The organism is Crossiella sp. NPDC003009, assembly GCF_053591555.1.
Window position 1 is genome coordinate 331,217 of record NZ_JBSFUA010000003.1, and the last position, 14,420, is coordinate 345,636.

Consider the following 14,420-nt stretch of genomic DNA (forward strand, 5'->3'; position numbering starts at 1 on the left):
GCACCCCGGTCGGCGGAGGTGTTGTGACGCACGCCTGCGCAGGCGTGGCCACGTCGCGATCGGGGGCACTGACACGGTACTGTGGCGGCCAGGAAAATACCGTTGAGACGAGTGGGGCCGCCGTTCCCCCGGCCGCCCCCGTCCCTGTGCGAGGGGGTCGAGCCATGGGGCGCGGCCGTGCGAAGGCCAAGCAGGCGAAGGTGGCCCGGGAGCTCAAGTACAGCACCCGGTCCACGGACTTCGACGCCTTGCAGCGCGAGCTGTCGGGTGGCAAGTCCGATGGCGATCGGTCCGATGAGGACCGCGTCGACGACTCGTACGACGACGGATACGACGACCGGCGTTGAATGACGCGAACTAGGCGGTGGCCGATCTTTCGGCCACCGCCTAGTTCGCGCCTTCATGCGTTGGCGCGTTTCCGGCGTCCCGAGTGGCTCCCCGCAGGCGGGTGATTGGCGTGCCCTGCTGCGGTAGACAGGGTCATGGCCGAGGGCCTGGTGACGATGGGCCATGTGGCCGTCGCGCTGGGCAGGCGGTCCCTGGCGGTGGGCCGGTTCCGGACCGCGCTGGTGATCTTCGAGCAGTTCGGGCTGGCCGCGGGTGTGGCCGAGGTGCGCGAGCTGCTGGCCGCGCCGAATGGCCCCGACCCGCCAACGGGTCAACAATCAGCGCATGGGTGATCTGTTGCTCCGGCGCTGGTGGCTGGTGGTCGTGCGCGGCGTGGCCGCGATCCTCTTCGGTGTGCTCAGCCTGCTCTGGCCGGGCCTGACCCTGCTCGTGCTGGTGGTGCTGTTCGCGGTGTACGCGCTGCTGGACGGCATCGCGGCGATCGCGGGCGCGGCGGCGGACAAGCTCGCGCCGTCTGCGGACCGCTGGCTGGTCGGCCTGCTCGGCGCCTTCGGCGTGCTGGCGGGTCTGGTGGCCCTGCTGATGCCCGGCATCACCGCGCTGGTGCTGCTGTTCCTGATCGGCGCCTGGGCGGTGGTCACCGGCGTGCTGGAGATCATGACCGGCTGGCAGCTGCGCAAGGTGATCACCGGCGAGTGGCTGCTGTTCGTCAGCGGCGCGCTGTCGGTGGTGCTGGGCGGCCTGCTGTTCGCCTTCCCCGGCGAGGGCGCGGTGGCGCTGGTCGTGACCATCGCGATGTTCGCGATCCTGTGGGGGATCGTGCTGGTGCTGCTGGGCATCCGGCTCCGCAAGCTGGGCCGGGACCTGGCTTCGACCCAGCCGCGCTAGCTGAAGTCGAACTCGCCAGCCTTGACCCCGGCGAGGAAGGCCTGCCATCCGTGGGGACGCGCGTCCGCCGAGCACGCCTCGGCCCAGGACTGTTCCTGGGCGCATGAGGCGAACGGTCGCCCTGGGCAGTGCGCGGGCTGAGGCCCGTGCTCAGCCCAGGTAGCGGAGCTGTCTCGCCTTCTCGGTGGCCGCGGCCTGGTGTGCGGTGGTGATCTCGGTGCGGTGCGCGGTCTCCGGGATGCCGACCTCCCACCAGGCGCCTGCCTCGGTCCAGGCGGACGGGTGGGTGCGGATGACCACCACGGCCGGGCGGTGTTCGGTGCGGGCGGTCTGCTTGGCCTGGCGGTAGGCCTCGGCCAGGGCGGTGAGGCTGTCCACCGCGGTGACCGCGCAGCCCAGGCTGGCCGCGTGCGCGGCGAAGTCGACCCTGGGCTTGCCGCCGGTGGCGGAGCGGCAGTGCTCGTACATGTTGTTGAAGCCCGCGCCGCCCTGGCCCTGTTGCAGGCGGTTGATCACCGCGTAGCCGTCGTTGTCGCAGACCACCGCGACGAAGCCGTGGCCGGCGAAGGCGGCGGAGAACAGCTCGGCGTTGAGCATCAGGTAGGAGCCGTCGCCGAGCAGGGTGGTGACCACGCCGTCGGGCTGGCTGGCCGACCTGGCCATGGCCGCGCCCCAGGCGCCGGCGAGCTCGTAGCCCATGCAGGAGAAGCCGTACTCCACGTCCATGGTCTGCGCGCCCTTGGCCCGCCAGCCGCCGATCAGCTCGCCGGGCAGGCCACCGGAGGCGGTCATCACGTAGTCGTGCTTGCCGGACTCCTCGTTGACCACGCCGACCACCTGGGCGTAGGTGGGCAGGTCGGCGGGGGTGGTGCGCAGGGACTCGATGTGCGCGTCCCAGCGGACGCGTTCGGTTTCCGCGGTGGCGGTCCAGTCGGCCGGGGCCTGCCAGGAGCCCAGGGCCTGGCCGAGCTCGCGGATGCCTTCCTGGGCGTCGGCGACCAGCTCCTGGGCGGCGTGCTTGACCGCGTCGAAGCGGGCGGTATTCAGGCTGACGATGCGGACCTCGGGCGCGAACACGGTCCAGGAGGCGGTGGTGAAGTCCTGCAGGCGGGTGCCGATGGCCAGCACCACGTCGGCCTGCCCGGCCAGGGTGTTGGCCGAGGTGGAGCCGGTGACGCCGAGCGGGCCGGCGTGCAGCCGGTGCTCGTGCGGCACCAGGGTGCGGCCCGCGGTGGTCTCGGTGACCGGGATGCCGTGCTGCTGGGCGAAGTTGAGCACCTTGCTGCCCGCGCCGGAGTAGCGCACGCCGCCGCCGAGCACGATCAGCGGGCGTTGCGCCGAGCGCAGGGTCTCCGCGGCGGCGGCCAGCTGGCGGGTGTCCGGTCGGGGGCGGGGCACGGTGTGCAGGACCGGCTCGAACAGCGCGGCCGGGAACTCGTAGGACTCGGCCTGGATGTCCTGCGGCAGAGCCAGGGTGACCGGGCCGCAGTCGGCCGGGTCGGTGAGCACCCGGGCCACCTGCGGCAAGGTGGACAGCAGCTGCTCGGGGCGGGTGATCCGGTCGAAGTAGCGGCTGACCGCGCGGAAGGCGTCGTTGACCGTGCCGGTCGGGTCGCCGAAGTGCTCGACCTGCTGGAGCACCGGGTCGGGGGCGCGGCCGGCGAAGGTGTCGCCGGGCAGCAGGAGCAGCGGCAGCCGGTTGGCGTGCGCCACGCCGGCCGCGGTGACCATGTTCAGCGCGCCCGGCCCGACCGAGCTGGTGGCCACCATGACCTGGCGGCGGTGGGCAGCCTTGGCGTAGCCGACCGCGGCCAGCGCCATGCCCTGCTCGTTCTGCCCGCGCCAGACCGCCAGCTCGTCCCGGTGCTCCTCAAGGGCGTTGCCCAGGCCGAGCACGTTGCCGTGGCCGAAGATGGCGAACACGCCGGGGAACAGCGGGGCCTGCTCGCCGGAGAGCAGCTCGGTCCGCTGGGCGATCAGCCAGCGCACCAGGGCCTGGGCGGTGGTCAGCTTCACGGTGGGCACGACGGTGCTCCTCAGCGGTCGGTGCGGCCTGCGGCGGTGGTCACCGGGCAGCGCGGGTCGGTCTGCTGATCGGCCCAGGAGTCCCGGATCCAGGTGTGCGCCGGGTCGTCGCAGAAGGCCATCGAACGCTCCTCGGCCGGTCCGGCCAGCACGTTCAAGTAGTACATGGGATAGCCGGGCGCGGCCACGCACGGGCCGTGATAGCCGCGCGGGACCAGGAAGACGTCGCCATCCCGGACGGTCACGTCCTCCTCGATCTCGCCGTCGGCGGTGTAGGTGCGGTGGAAGCCGAAGCCCTCGCGGGAGGGGGTGACCTGGTCGCGGGCGGCGATCCGGAAGTAGTAGATCTCCTCGTTGACCACCTCGCAGTCGGTGGCCTCGTCGTGCTTGTGCGGCGGGTAGGAGGACCAGTTGCCGTCCGGGGTGATCAGCTCGCAGGCGTTGAGCTTGTCCGCGTGGTCCCAGACCCCCGGCACGCCGAAGTTGTTGACCTGCCTGGTCGCGTTGCCCGCGCCCCTGGTCTCGGCTGGCACGTCCTCGGCCGGGCCGTACTTCGGGGTGAGGCGGCGGGTGCAGCGGGCCATCGGCAACGCGAGCTCCGCGCCGTGCGAAGAGGTCAGCGTGACGGTGGCATCCCTTGGCACGTAGGCGAAGTCGGTGACCCTGGTGAACACCGAGTCGCGGCCGGTGAGCTCGAAGCGCTCGCCGTCCACCTCGACCACGCAGCCGCCGGAGAGCGGCAGCACGAACGCCTCGAACTCGCCGGTCTCCACCACTCTTGGCGTGTTCGGGTGCAGCACCAGCACGCGCAGCCCGGTGTAGGTCCAGCCCGCGTCGGCCGGGGTCAGCCGGACCGCGTCCTCGCCGTCGCTGATCGTGCCCAGTGGCCGGTGCAGGTTCACGCCGGGATCTCCTTCAGCAGTTGGGCGGCCTTGCCGACCGCGGTGGCCACGTCGCCGTCCGGCGGGTAGAGCAGGGTGCGGCCGACGACCAAGCCGCGCACCGCGGGATGCCGCAGCGGCGGGCCCCACTTCTCGAGGTCGGCGTCCGGGTTCCCGGAGGGCACGCCGCCGAGCAGCAGGATGGGCAGGGTTGTCGCGTCCAGCACGGCCAGGTCGCGGACGGCGGGCAGCTTGAGCCAGGTGTGCGCGGAGGTGGTGCCCAGCGCGGAGGCCACGGTGACCGCGCGGGCCAGCGACAGCGTGTCCTGGCGCAGCACCAGCTTGTCCTGCTCGTCGCGGGCGTAGGGCAGCGGTTCGACCATGGCCATCAGTCCGTGCCCGGCCAGCTCGGACACCGCCCGCGCACAGGACTCCAGGGTGGGGATGGTGCCGGGATCCTCGTCGACCAAGCGCAGCAGCATCTTGCCGCCGTCCAGCCGATTGTCCACAATGGACTGTGCGTGGTAACCGGTGAAGCGGTCGTCGATCTCCCAGTCCGCGCCGGCCAGGCCGCCGCGGTTCATCGAGCCGATGACCACGCGGTCGTGCAAGCCGTCCAGCAGCAGCAGTTCCTCGATGATGTCCGGGCTGCCCAGCACGCCGTCCACCGCGGGATCGGCCAGCGCGGTGAGCAGCCGGTCCAGCAGCTGCCGCCGGTTGGCCATGGCCATCGGGTCGCCGCCGACGCCGAGCGCGCCCCGGGCCGGGTGATCCGCGGCGAGGAGGAACAGCGTCTCGCCCTGGAAGGGGTCGGCGCGGACCCGGCGCTCGGCGTAGGCCCTGCCGATCGCCTCGGGATCCCTTGCCCTGGTGCGCAACAACTCGGCCCAGCGTGAATCGGTGATCACACTCGCTCCAGCAGTTCGTCGATCTCGGCCGGGGTGGGCATGGCGTCCGCGCAGGCCAGCCGGGCGGCCACCAGCGCACCGGCGGCGTTGGCGTACCCGGCGATGCGCACCGGCGGCCAGCCCGCGAGCAGGCCGTGCGCAAGCGCGCCACCGAAGGCATCGCCCGCGCCCAGACCGCACACGACCTCGACCGGACACGGCGGGACGGTCCAGGAACCTTCTTGGGTGGCAACAAGAACGCCCTCAGCGCCCTTCTTCACCACGGCCAGGGACAGGCCGCGGTCGAGCAGCCGGGCGGCGGCCTCGTCCGGGTCCGCGGTGCCCACCGCGACCTCGACCTCGGTGCGGTTGCCGACCGCGACCGTGACGTGGTCCAGCATCCAGCCGATCTCCCGCCGCGCACTGTCCACATCGGACCAGAACATCGGACGGAAGTCCAGGTCCAGCACGGTGTGCTTGCGCCGCCTCCTGCGTTCCAGCATGGCGCGCTGGGTCGAGCGGGCCGGTTCGGCGCTCACCCCGGTGCCGGTGACCCACAGCAGCGGGACCTGCTCGACCAGCTCCCACGGCACGTCGGACTCGGTGAGGGTGAGGTCGGGCGCGGTGGGCAGCCGGTAGAACAGCAGCGGCGGGTCCGCAGGCGGGTCGAGCGCGCAGAACACCACCGGGGTGAGCAGGTCCGCAGCGGTGCCAACGTGGTCTGGGGACACGCCGAAGCCGGCGAGGGCCTGCCGGACGTAGTCGCCGAAGCCGTCCGGGCCGACCTTGGTGAGCACCGCGCTGCGGCGGCCCAGCCGGGCCGCCGCCACCGCGACGTTGGTCGCCGTGCCGCCGAGGGACTTGGCGAAGGTCTGGACCTCGGCCAGCGGCACACCGGACTGCTCGGGGTACAGGTCGACGCCGACCCGGCCGACGGTGAGGATCTCCAGCGAGGTCACGACCCGGCACCCCGCAGCTCGTGCTCCAGCGCCTCCAGCTCGGCGCCACCGGCCATCTGCCTGGTCAGCTCGGCCAGGCTGATTTCCGGCTTGTCGAAGCTGCCCAGGCTGCGGCCCCGCTTGAGCAGCAGGAACCGGTCGGCCACCGGGTAGGCGTGGTGCGGGTTGTGCGTGATCAGCACGACCCCGAGCCCTCGGTCCCTGGCCTGGGCGACATAACGCAGCACCACTCCGGCCTGCTTCACGCCGAGCGCGGCGGTCGGCTCGTCCAGGATCAGCACCTTGGCGCCGAAGTGCACCGCGCGGGCGATGGCCACGCACTGCCGCTCGCCGCCGGAGAGGGTGCCCACCGGCTGTTCCACATCGCGCAGGTCGATGCCCATGTCCGCCAGCGCTTTCCGGGTGGTCTCCCGGGCGGCGCGGCGGTCCAGGCGGCGCAGCGGGCCCCAGCCGGTGGTGGGCTCGGAGCCGAGGAAGAAGTTGCGCCACACCGACATCAGCGGCACCACGGACAGGTCCTGGAACACGGTGGCGATGCCCCGGTCCAGCGCCTCCCTCGGCGAGGCCAGCCTGGTGGGCACGCCGTCGAGCAGGAACTCGCCCTCGTCGTGCTGGTGCGCGCCGGCCAGGATCTTGATCAGCGTGGACTTGCCCGCGCCGTTGTCGCCCAGCACGCAGGTGACCTCACCCGCGCCGACCACGGTGGAGACGTCCTGCAGCGCGATCACGCTGCCGAACCGCTTGCCGACCCCGCGTACCTCCAGCAGTGGTGTGCTCATTTCCGCACCCTCTCCGCGCGCCGCCGGAACGTGTTGTTGACCAGCACCGCGGCCAGCAGCATCACGCCGAGGAACAGCTGGAACCAGTCGCTGTCCCAGCGGGCGAAGACGATGCCCTGCCGGGCCATGCCGAAGATCAGCGCGCCGATCGCGGCCCCGATGGCCGAGCCGAAGCCGCCGGTGAGCAGGCAGCCGCCGATCACCGCGGCGATGATGAACTGGAACTCCAGGCCGATGCCCTGGTTGGCCTGCACGGTGGTGAAGCGCAGGATGTTGATCGTGCCCACCAGCCAGGCGGCGAACGCGGTGGTCATGAACAGCAGGATCTTGGTGCGCATGACCGGCACGCCGACCGCGCGGGCACTCGGCGCGGCCCCGCCCACGGCGAAGATCCAGTTGCCGAAGCGGGTGCGCATGAGCAGCCAGCTGGCCACCGCGGCCGCGCCGATCCACCACACGATGGAGATCTGGAACGAGGTGCCGCCGACGTCCACAGTGGAGGCGAAGACGAACCCGGCCGACTCGTAGCCGTCCGCGGCGCGCATGCCGGAGACCTGCACGCTGCCGGTGACCAGGCGGGTGACACCGAGGTTGAGCCCTTGCAGGGCAAGGAAAGTGCCCAGGGTGACGATGAAGCTGGGCAGGCCGGTGCGCATCACCAGCCATCCGTTGAGCGCGCCCACCGCCAGCGCGAACACCAGCGAGGCCAGCACGGCCAGCCAGGTGTTCCACCCCAGCTTGGTGGCCAGGATCGCGGTGACCAGCGCGGTGGAGGCGGTCAGCACGCCCGCGGAGAGGTCGAACTCGCCGCCGATCATGAGCAGCGCGACCGCGACCGCCATGATGCCCAGGGTGGCTGAGTCGTCCAGCCAGGTGGCCACCCCGAGCGGGGTGAGGAACTGGTCGGTGAGCACGGAGAAGAACAGCAGCACCACCACGGCGCCGAGCACCGAGCCCAGCTCGGGCCTGGCCACCAACCGGTCCGCGAGGCCTTTGCGGCCAACGCGTTCGTCCAGCGTCGCGGTCGTCACCTGGTCCCCCTCTCCGCGTACTTGCCGACAGTGTCCACAGTGGACTTGTCCACCAGGTTGGGCCCGGTGAGCACGGGCCTGCCGCCGCCCACCACGTTCGCGTTGTCCCGGTACAGCTTGAGGAAGGACACCGGCAGGTAGCCCTGCAGGTACTGCTGCTGGTCCACCGCGAAGAGCACCTGACCCGCCTTGATCGCGGCCACCACGTCCGCGTTGAGGTCGAAGGTGGCCACCTGCGCCTTGCTGCCCGACTCGCTGATCGCGCTCACCGTGTTCCCCGCGACCTGCGAGTTCAGCGTGAGCACCGCGTCGATGGCCGGGTCGGACTGGAGCGCGCCCTTGATCCGGGCCTGCGCGTCGGTGGGGTTGCTGATGTCCACCTGGAGGTTCGACGCCTCGCCGAAGCCCTGTTTCGCGCCCTCGCAGCGCTGGTTGAGGCCGATGTTGCCGGCCTCATGAATCACGCAGAGCAGCTTGCGCTTGCCCTCGGTCTTCAGGCGTTTGCCCGCCGCCTCACCGGCGACCGCCTCGTTCTGGCCGATGTGCGTGATGGCCCCGAACTCGGCACTGCGCGCCTCGCCGGAGTTGACGGTGATCACCGGGATGCCCGCGCGCACCGCCCTGGACACCGACTCGCGCAGCGCGTCCGGGTTGGCCATGGACACCACCAGGCCGCCGACCCGCTGGGCCACCGCGTTGTCCACCAGCTTGGCCTGTCCGGCCGGGTCGCCGTCGGAGTTGTACTCCACGGTGACGCCAAGTTCCTTGCCCGCGGCCTCGGCGCCGTTCTTCACCACGTTCCAGAACGAGTCGCCGGGGGTGCCGTGCGAGATGACCGCGATCCGCAGCGGGCCGGCGGACACGTCGCCGACCGGGCCGCCGGTCGGATCGGGCCCGCTGGCCTTCGGTCCGGTGCAGGCCGACAGCAGCAGCGCACTGGCCGCCACCACCAGCCCGGCCCGGGTCAACCTGGTGCTTCGGGACATCATCGTCCTTCCGAAGGATCAGTTGAACAGGGGGCGAAGGTGGTCAAGACTGCGCGCGGTGTCCTGCTTCGGCCGCGCGGCCGCGTCGGCGTCGCCCTCGGCCAACGCGGTGTCCTGCTCCAGGACGTACCAGCCCTGGTAGCCCGCATCGCGCAGGAAGCGCACGATGCCAACGATGTCCACGTCGCCGTCTCCTAGCGGCACGTACAGCCCCTGGCCGACCGCGGTGGCGTACGGCAGTTCGCCGTCCCTGACCCGCGCCGCGATGTCGGCCCGGACGTCCTTGAGGTGCAGGTGGCCGATTCGCCCCGCGTGCTCGCGGGCCAGCTCGACCGGATCGGCGCCACCGATCAGCAGGTGCCCGGTGTCCAGGCACAGCTCCAGGTCGGAGTCGGCCAGGAACCGCGCCACCTCGGGCCCGCGCTCCACGTGCGTGCCCACGTGCGGGTGCAGCACGGTGCGCAGGCCGTGCCGGGCGGCGATGTCCCTGATCCGGCCGGAAACCCTGATCAGGGTGGCCCATTCGGCGTCGGTGAGCGCGGGGCGCTCGTCGTAGCCGTCCAGGCCGGTGGCCGCGGCCAGCACCAGCACCTCGGCCCCGGTGGCGGCCAGCAGCGCGGCCGTCCGCTCCGCTTCGTCCACTGTGGACTGTTCGACGGTTTCGTCGTGCAGCACCACGGCGAGGAAGCCGCCGATCATGCTCAGCCCGTGGCCGCCGAGCAGCTCGCGCAGCTTGGCCGGGTCGGTGGGCAGGTACTCCGGCGGCCCGAGCTCGGTGGCGGTCAGGCCCAGCTCGGCCATCTCGCCGAGCACGGTGTCCGCCTCGATCAGGTGACCCCAGCCGGGGACCTCGCAGACGCCCCAGGAGATCGGCGCGCCGGCCAGCTTCGGCGCGCTCACGCGGTCACCGCCGCGGACTCCAGGCGCACCGGCTGACCGGAGCGGCGGGACTGCTCGCAGGCCAGCGCGAGCTCAAGGCTGACCAGGCTCTCCCTGGCCGGCGAAGGGTTTCCCGCGTTGCCCGCGACCACCTCGGTGAACACCGCCATCTCGTTGAGGTAGGCGCGGTGGAAGCGCTCGGTGAAGCCAGGGTAGGCGTCCGCGGCGGCCCGGGGGCCGTCCGGTTCCAGCGAGGTCAGCGGGGTGCGCGGGTCGAGGCCGACGGCCAGCGAGTCCTTGCTGCCGAGCACCTCGATCCGGTGGTCGTAGCCGAGCGCGTCCTGGCGGCCACCGGCCAGCACGGCGTGCGCGCCACTGGCGAAGCGCAGCGTGACCACGGCGTTGTCCACGTCGTCGGCCTGCGCGAACGCCTCGTGCACCAGCACCGAGCCGGAGGCGTAGACCTCCACCACCGGCTCGCCGAGCAGCCACGGCACCGCGTCCAGGTCGTGGATGAGCAGGTCGCGGAAGATGCCACCGGAGGCGGGCAGGTAGCCGAAGTCCGGCGGCTGCGCGTCGTGGCCGATGGCCCTGGCCAGGTACACGGTGCCCAGCTCACCGGAGCGGATGCGGCGGTGCAACTCGACCACGGCCGGGTCGAACCGGCGCTGGAAGCCGACCAGCACCTCCACCCCCGCTGCCTCCACCTCGGCGACCAGCGCGCGCATGGTGTCCAGGTCGCCCGCGATCGGCTTCTCACACAGGGTGGGCACCCCGGCGGCGACCGCGCGGCGCAGCATCTCCGGGTGGGTGTCGGTGGGGGTGGCCAGCAGCACCCCGTCGGCCGCGGCCAGCAGCTCGTCCAGGGTGTCCACCGCCCTGGCCCGCTCGCCCAGCGCGGCGGCCGAGGCCGCGGCCCGGCCGGGCACCGGGTCGAACAGCACGACCTGGTCGAGGGAGGGCAAGGTGGCGAGGTTCGTGGCGTGCATGGTGCCGATCCGCCCGACTCCCGCTACTCCGATCCGCATCCGGGGATCTCCGTCCTGGTCAACGCTACTGTGCGTTAGAGCGCTCTATTGGTTGGAGCGCGCTAATGCTGTAGCGTCCGCCTCGCGGTGTCAAGGGTCACAGCCAGTTGGAGGAGCACGATGGGCCGTCCGACCATGGAGGACGTGGCGGCGCGGGCCGGGGTCTCCCGCGCGCTGGTCTCGCTGGTGATGCGCGGTTCGCCCAAGGTCTCCGCGCAGCGGCGGGCCGCGGTGCTCAAGGCCGCCGAGGAGCTGGGCTACTCGCCGCACGCGATGGCCCGCTCGTTGGCCAGCCGCACCTCCACCGTGCTCGGCGTGATGGTCTCCGACCTGCACAACCCGTTCTTCGCCGAGGTGGTGGACGGGGTGGACGCGGCCGCCCGGACCGAGGGCTTCGACCTGATCATCAACACCGGCGGCCGCAGCCCCGCCCGCGAGCGCGGCGCGCTGACCAGCCTGCTCTCCTTCCGGCCTGCCGGACTGGTACTGCTCGGACCCGTGGTGAGCGCGAGCGCGATCGGCGCGGCGGCCGAGCAGGTGCCGGTGACCCTGGTGTCCCGGTCCGCCCGACTGTCCACTGTGGACACGGTGAACGACGACGGCGAGGTGGGTTCGCTGCTCGCGGTCGACCACCTGGTCTCGTTGGGGCACAGCCGGATCGTGCACCTCGACGGTGGCGGCGGCTCGCAGTCCGCGCTGCGCAGACGAGGTTATGAGCTGGCCATGCGGCGGCACGGGCTGACCGCCGAGGTGGTGCCCAGCGAGTACACCGACGCGGCCGGGGCCAAGTCGGTGCGCGAGTTCCTCAGCTCCCGCAACGGAAGACCGCTGCCCACCGCGATCGTGGCGGCCAACGACTACAACGCGATCGGCGCGATCTCCGCGCTGGAGGAGGCCGGGCTGCGGGTGCCGCAGGACGTCTCGGTGGTCGGTTACGACAACAGCGCGCTCGCCTCGCTCCGGCACGTCTCCCTGACCACCGTCGACCAGCCCCGGATCGAGATGGGGCGGCTGGCCGCCGAGGCCCTGCTGGAGCGGGTCCGGCACGGCCGCACCAGCCCGGTCCGCCACCTGCTGCACCCGTCCCTGGTGATCCGCTCGACCACCGCCGCTCCCCCAGGAGGTTCCTGACATGTCCCAGCTCGTCCCGCACTGGATCGACGGCGCCCGCGCTGAGGGCGTCTCCGGCCGCCGAGGCGAGGTGTTCGACCCGGCCACCGGCCTCCTCACGCGCGAGGTGGTGCTCGCCGATCAGTCCGATGTGGACACGGTGGTGGCCTCGGCGGTCAAGGCGGCCGCGCAGTGGGGCGAGTCCTCGCTGGCGCAGCGGTCCAGGGTGCTGTTCGGCTTCCGCGAGCTGGTGCACCGGCACCGGGACGAGCTGGCCGCGATCATCACCGCCGAGCACGGCAAGGTGCTCTCCGACGCCGCCGGTGAGGTGCAGCGCGGACTGGAGGTGGCCGAGTTCGCCTGCGGCATCCCGCAGCTGCTCAAGGGCGAGCACTCCGAGCAGGTCAGCCGGGGGGTGGACGCCTACTCGACCCGGCACCCGCTGGGCGTGGTCGCGGGCATCACGCCGTTCAACTTCCCGGTGATGGTGCCGATGTGGATGTTCCCGATGGCGGTGGCCTGTGGCAACGCCTTCGTGCTCAAGCCGTCCGAGCGGGACCCGTCCGCGGCGGTGCGGCTGGCCGAGCTGTTCGCCGAGGCCGGGCTGCCCGACGGCGTGCTGAACGTGCTGCAGGGCGACGCGACCGCGGTGAACGCCCTGCTGGACCACAAAGACGTGGCGGCGGTGTCCTTCGTCGGCTCCACGCCGATCGCCAGGCACGTGTACTCGCGCGGCACGGCCAGCGGCAAGCGGGTGCAGGCACTGGGCGGGGCGAAGAACCACATGGTGGTGCTGCCGGACGCCGACCTGGACGTGGCCGCGGACGCCGCGATCAACGCCGGGTTCGGCTCGGCCGGTGAGCGGTGCATGGCGATCTCGGTGGTGGTCGCGGTCGGCGAAGTGGGCGACCGGCTGGTGCCCGCGATCGCCGAGCGGATGGCCGGACTGGTGACCGGACCTGGCACGGACCCGAGGTCGCAGATGGGGCCGTTGGTCACCGGGGTGCACCGGGACCGCGTCCGGTCCTATGTGGACAGTGGTGTCGAGCAGGGCGCGGAGCTGGTGGTGGACGGGCGCGGGTTCGCACCGGCGGGTCACGAGGGCGGTTTCTGGCTGGCGCCAACGCTGTTCGACCAGGTCGGCACGGATATGTCGATCTACACCGACGAGATCTTCGGGCCGGTGCTGTGCGTGGTGCGGGTGCCCACCTTCGAGGCGGCGGTGGAACTGGTCAACGCCAACCCCTACGGCAACGGCACCGCGGTGTTCACCGCGGACGGCCTGGCCGCGCGGGAGTACCAGCGGCGGGTGCAGGTCGGCATGGTCGGCATCAACGTGCCCATCCCGGTGCCGATGGCGTACTACAGCTTCGGTGGCTGGAAGGACTCGCTCTTCGGCGACACGCACGTGCACGGGGCGGACGGGGTGAAGTTCTACACCCGGCTCAAGGCGGTCACCGCCCGCTGGCCGCGGGAGTCCGGCATTGATCTGGGGTTCCCGACCGGCTGAGGCTCGGGTCGGCCTGTTTCCCCTTGCGCGCCAGGGGAAACAGGTCAGTGCCTCACTTGCCGGGCTTGAGCTTCTTGCAGTATTCGAGCTTGTCGGAGTACGAGAGCAGCTTCGGTTCCTTCGGCCCCGACGGCGGCAGGATGTCCGCGCCGGGCGTCAGTGGCCCCGGCTTGCCCGGCCACACCGCGGGGCACTCCTCAGGCCAGCAGTTGGCCGGAAGCATCGTCTGCCCGCCCGGCTGCACCACCGGCTCGCTACCGTCCGCGGTTCGCAGGCACACCACCGGACCCTCGTGGCTGGCCTTCTCGACCACCTGGCCCGCGGGCCGCACGCTGTCCCCGCTGAAGCCGCCCGCGATCGCGGTGGTGCCGAGGCCCACCACCATCACCCCCGCGATCGCGCCGGTGACCATCAGCGTCCGGCTGCGGCGCAGACTCCGCTTGGCCGTGGACAGCACGGCCTGTGTGTCGATCTTCATCGAAGGCTCCTCTCCCAATGCCCTGGCCAGCAGGTCGCGGGCCTCGGCGTGGTCCAGATCGGACAGTTCGTGGTGGCTCATCGCCCTTCCTCCAGCACGAGATAGCCGGATAACGACTTTCGGAGTGCGGCCAGCCCTTTGGCCGACTGACTCTTCACGGTCCCCTCGGTGCACCCGAGGAGACGAGCCACCTCCTGGACCGGGAGGTCCTCCCAGAACCGCAGCACCACCACCGCGCGCTGGCGTTTCGGCAGGGCGGCCAGCGCCCTGCGCACGTCAACCGCGACTTCGGCGCCCGTCTGCGGAGTGGGCAGGTCCGGCAGTTCCGCGGTGGACTTCTCCCGCCGCCAGAACCGGCGGGACTCGTCGATCGCGGTGCGCACCAGCACCTGCCGCGCGTACGGCTCCACCGCACCCTGCCGCTCGACCCGGCGCCACACCTTGTACAGCTTGATCAAGGCGGTCTGCACCAGGTCCTCGGCGCGGTGCCAGTCGCCGCACAACAGGAACGCGGTGCGGCGCAGTCCGGCGCCTCGGGTGCGGACGAACTCGACGAACTCGGCGTTGTGATCCGCCAAGGTGACCTCCTCCCGGTCCACTCTCCAGTACGAGGTGGACCGGGAGGAAGGTT

Annotated in this window: 16 protein-coding genes; 5 read left to right on the top strand and 11 right to left on the bottom strand. The window is 71.8% G+C overall.

All coding sequences use genetic code 11. The features are described from left to right. Positions 1 to 164: 164 nt before the first annotated feature. The 3 genes from ACWDY5_RS05695 (at position 165) to ACWDY5_RS05705 (ending at position 1,236) form a co-directional block, all read left to right on the top strand. The gene (locus ACWDY5_RS05695; protein ID WP_252483844.1) at positions 165 to 347 is read left to right on the top strand and encodes a DUF3073 domain-containing protein; all 183 of its coding nucleotides are present in this window, start codon (positions 165 to 167) and stop codon (positions 345 to 347) included. 135 nt (positions 348 to 482) lie between these two features. Then, complete coding sequence (locus ACWDY5_RS05700) at positions 483 to 680, top strand: hypothetical protein (RefSeq protein WP_449721112.1); 198 nt, start codon at positions 483 to 485, stop codon at positions 678 to 680. Next, complete coding sequence (locus tag ACWDY5_RS05705; protein WP_449721113.1) at positions 673 to 1,236, top strand: HdeD family acid-resistance protein; 564 nt, start codon at positions 673 to 675, stop codon at positions 1,234 to 1,236. The genes ACWDY5_RS05700 and ACWDY5_RS05705 overlap by 8 nt, the downstream gene beginning before the upstream one ends. 150 nt (positions 1,237 to 1,386) lie before the next feature. Here ACWDY5_RS05705 and iolD read toward each other — a convergent pair whose 3' ends face one another. The 9 genes from iolD to ACWDY5_RS05750 are packed head-to-tail and all read right to left on the bottom strand — an operon-like array spanning position 1,387 to position 10,691. After that, positions 1,387 to 3,252 carry a 3D-(3,5/4)-trihydroxycyclohexane-1,2-dione acylhydrolase (decyclizing) gene (iolD, locus tag ACWDY5_RS05710; protein ID WP_449721177.1) on the bottom strand — a complete coding sequence of 622 codons (1,866 nt, stop codon included), beginning with the start codon at positions 3,250 to 3,252 and terminating at the stop codon, positions 1,387 to 1,389. Between the two features lie 20 nt (positions 3,253 to 3,272). Continuing rightward, positions 3,273 to 4,163 (bottom strand): 5-deoxy-glucuronate isomerase, encoded by an 891-nt coding sequence (gene iolB / locus ACWDY5_RS05715; protein ID WP_449721114.1) that lies wholly within the window; start codon positions 4,161 to 4,163, stop codon positions 3,273 to 3,275. Then, entirely contained in the window at positions 4,160 to 5,050 is an 891-nt protein-coding gene (locus tag ACWDY5_RS05720; RefSeq protein WP_449721115.1) for a Cgl0159 family (beta/alpha)8-fold protein, read from the bottom strand. Before ACWDY5_RS05720 ends, iolB begins: the two co-directional genes overlap by 4 nt. Then, complete coding sequence (iolC, locus tag ACWDY5_RS05725; protein WP_449721116.1) at positions 5,047 to 5,988, bottom strand: 5-dehydro-2-deoxygluconokinase; 942 nt, start codon at positions 5,986 to 5,988, stop codon at positions 5,047 to 5,049. Before iolC ends, ACWDY5_RS05720 begins: the two co-directional genes overlap by 4 nt. After that, positions 5,985 to 6,767 carry an ATP-binding cassette domain-containing protein gene (locus tag ACWDY5_RS05730; protein WP_449721117.1) on the bottom strand — a complete coding sequence of 261 codons (783 nt, stop codon included), beginning with the start codon at positions 6,765 to 6,767 and terminating at the stop codon, positions 5,985 to 5,987. The genes iolC and ACWDY5_RS05730 overlap by 4 nt, the downstream gene beginning before the upstream one ends. Next, positions 6,764 to 7,798: an ABC transporter permease gene (locus ACWDY5_RS05735; RefSeq protein ID WP_449721118.1), complete on the bottom strand. Its 1,035-nt coding sequence runs from the start codon at positions 7,796 to 7,798 to the stop codon at positions 6,764 to 6,766. The genes ACWDY5_RS05730 and ACWDY5_RS05735 overlap by 4 nt, the downstream gene beginning before the upstream one ends. After that, positions 7,795 to 8,784 (bottom strand): sugar ABC transporter substrate-binding protein, encoded by a 990-nt coding sequence (locus ACWDY5_RS05740; protein WP_449721119.1) that lies wholly within the window; start codon positions 8,782 to 8,784, stop codon positions 7,795 to 7,797. Before ACWDY5_RS05740 ends, ACWDY5_RS05735 begins: the two co-directional genes overlap by 4 nt. Positions 8,785 to 8,802: 18 nt before the next feature. After that, positions 8,803 to 9,684: a TIM barrel protein gene (locus ACWDY5_RS05745; RefSeq protein WP_449721120.1), complete on the bottom strand. Its 882-nt coding sequence runs from the start codon at positions 9,682 to 9,684 to the stop codon at positions 8,803 to 8,805. Continuing rightward, the gene (locus ACWDY5_RS05750) at positions 9,681 to 10,691 is read right to left on the bottom strand and encodes a Gfo/Idh/MocA family protein (RefSeq protein WP_449721121.1); all 1,011 of its coding nucleotides are present in this window, start codon (positions 10,689 to 10,691) and stop codon (positions 9,681 to 9,683) included. The genes ACWDY5_RS05745 and ACWDY5_RS05750 overlap by 4 nt, the downstream gene beginning before the upstream one ends. A gap of 120 nt (positions 10,692 to 10,811) precedes the next feature. On the opposite strand from ACWDY5_RS05750, the gene ACWDY5_RS05755 reads away from it, so the two are divergent. Together ACWDY5_RS05755 and ACWDY5_RS05760 are read left to right on the top strand one after the other, a co-directional pair. Then, on the top strand, positions 10,812 to 11,822 hold the full coding sequence (locus tag ACWDY5_RS05755; RefSeq protein ID WP_449721122.1) for a LacI family DNA-binding transcriptional regulator: 1,011 nt from the start codon (positions 10,812 to 10,814) through the stop codon (positions 11,820 to 11,822). 1 nt (position 11,823) lies between these two features. Next, positions 11,824 to 13,311 carry a CoA-acylating methylmalonate-semialdehyde dehydrogenase gene (locus ACWDY5_RS05760; protein ID WP_449721123.1) on the top strand — a complete coding sequence of 496 codons (1,488 nt, stop codon included), beginning with the start codon at positions 11,824 to 11,826 and terminating at the stop codon, positions 13,309 to 13,311. 52 nt (positions 13,312 to 13,363) lie between these two features. On the opposite strand, the gene ACWDY5_RS05765 is transcribed toward ACWDY5_RS05760, so the two are convergent. Both ACWDY5_RS05765 and ACWDY5_RS05770 read right to left on the bottom strand, forming a co-directional pair. Further along, complete coding sequence (locus tag ACWDY5_RS05765) at positions 13,364 to 13,870, bottom strand: hypothetical protein (protein ID WP_449721124.1); 507 nt, start codon at positions 13,868 to 13,870, stop codon at positions 13,364 to 13,366. After that, positions 13,867 to 14,367: a SigE family RNA polymerase sigma factor gene (locus ACWDY5_RS05770; RefSeq protein WP_449721125.1), complete on the bottom strand. Its 501-nt coding sequence runs from the start codon at positions 14,365 to 14,367 to the stop codon at positions 13,867 to 13,869. Before ACWDY5_RS05770 ends, ACWDY5_RS05765 begins: the two co-directional genes overlap by 4 nt. Positions 14,368 to 14,420 lie beyond the last annotated feature (53 nt).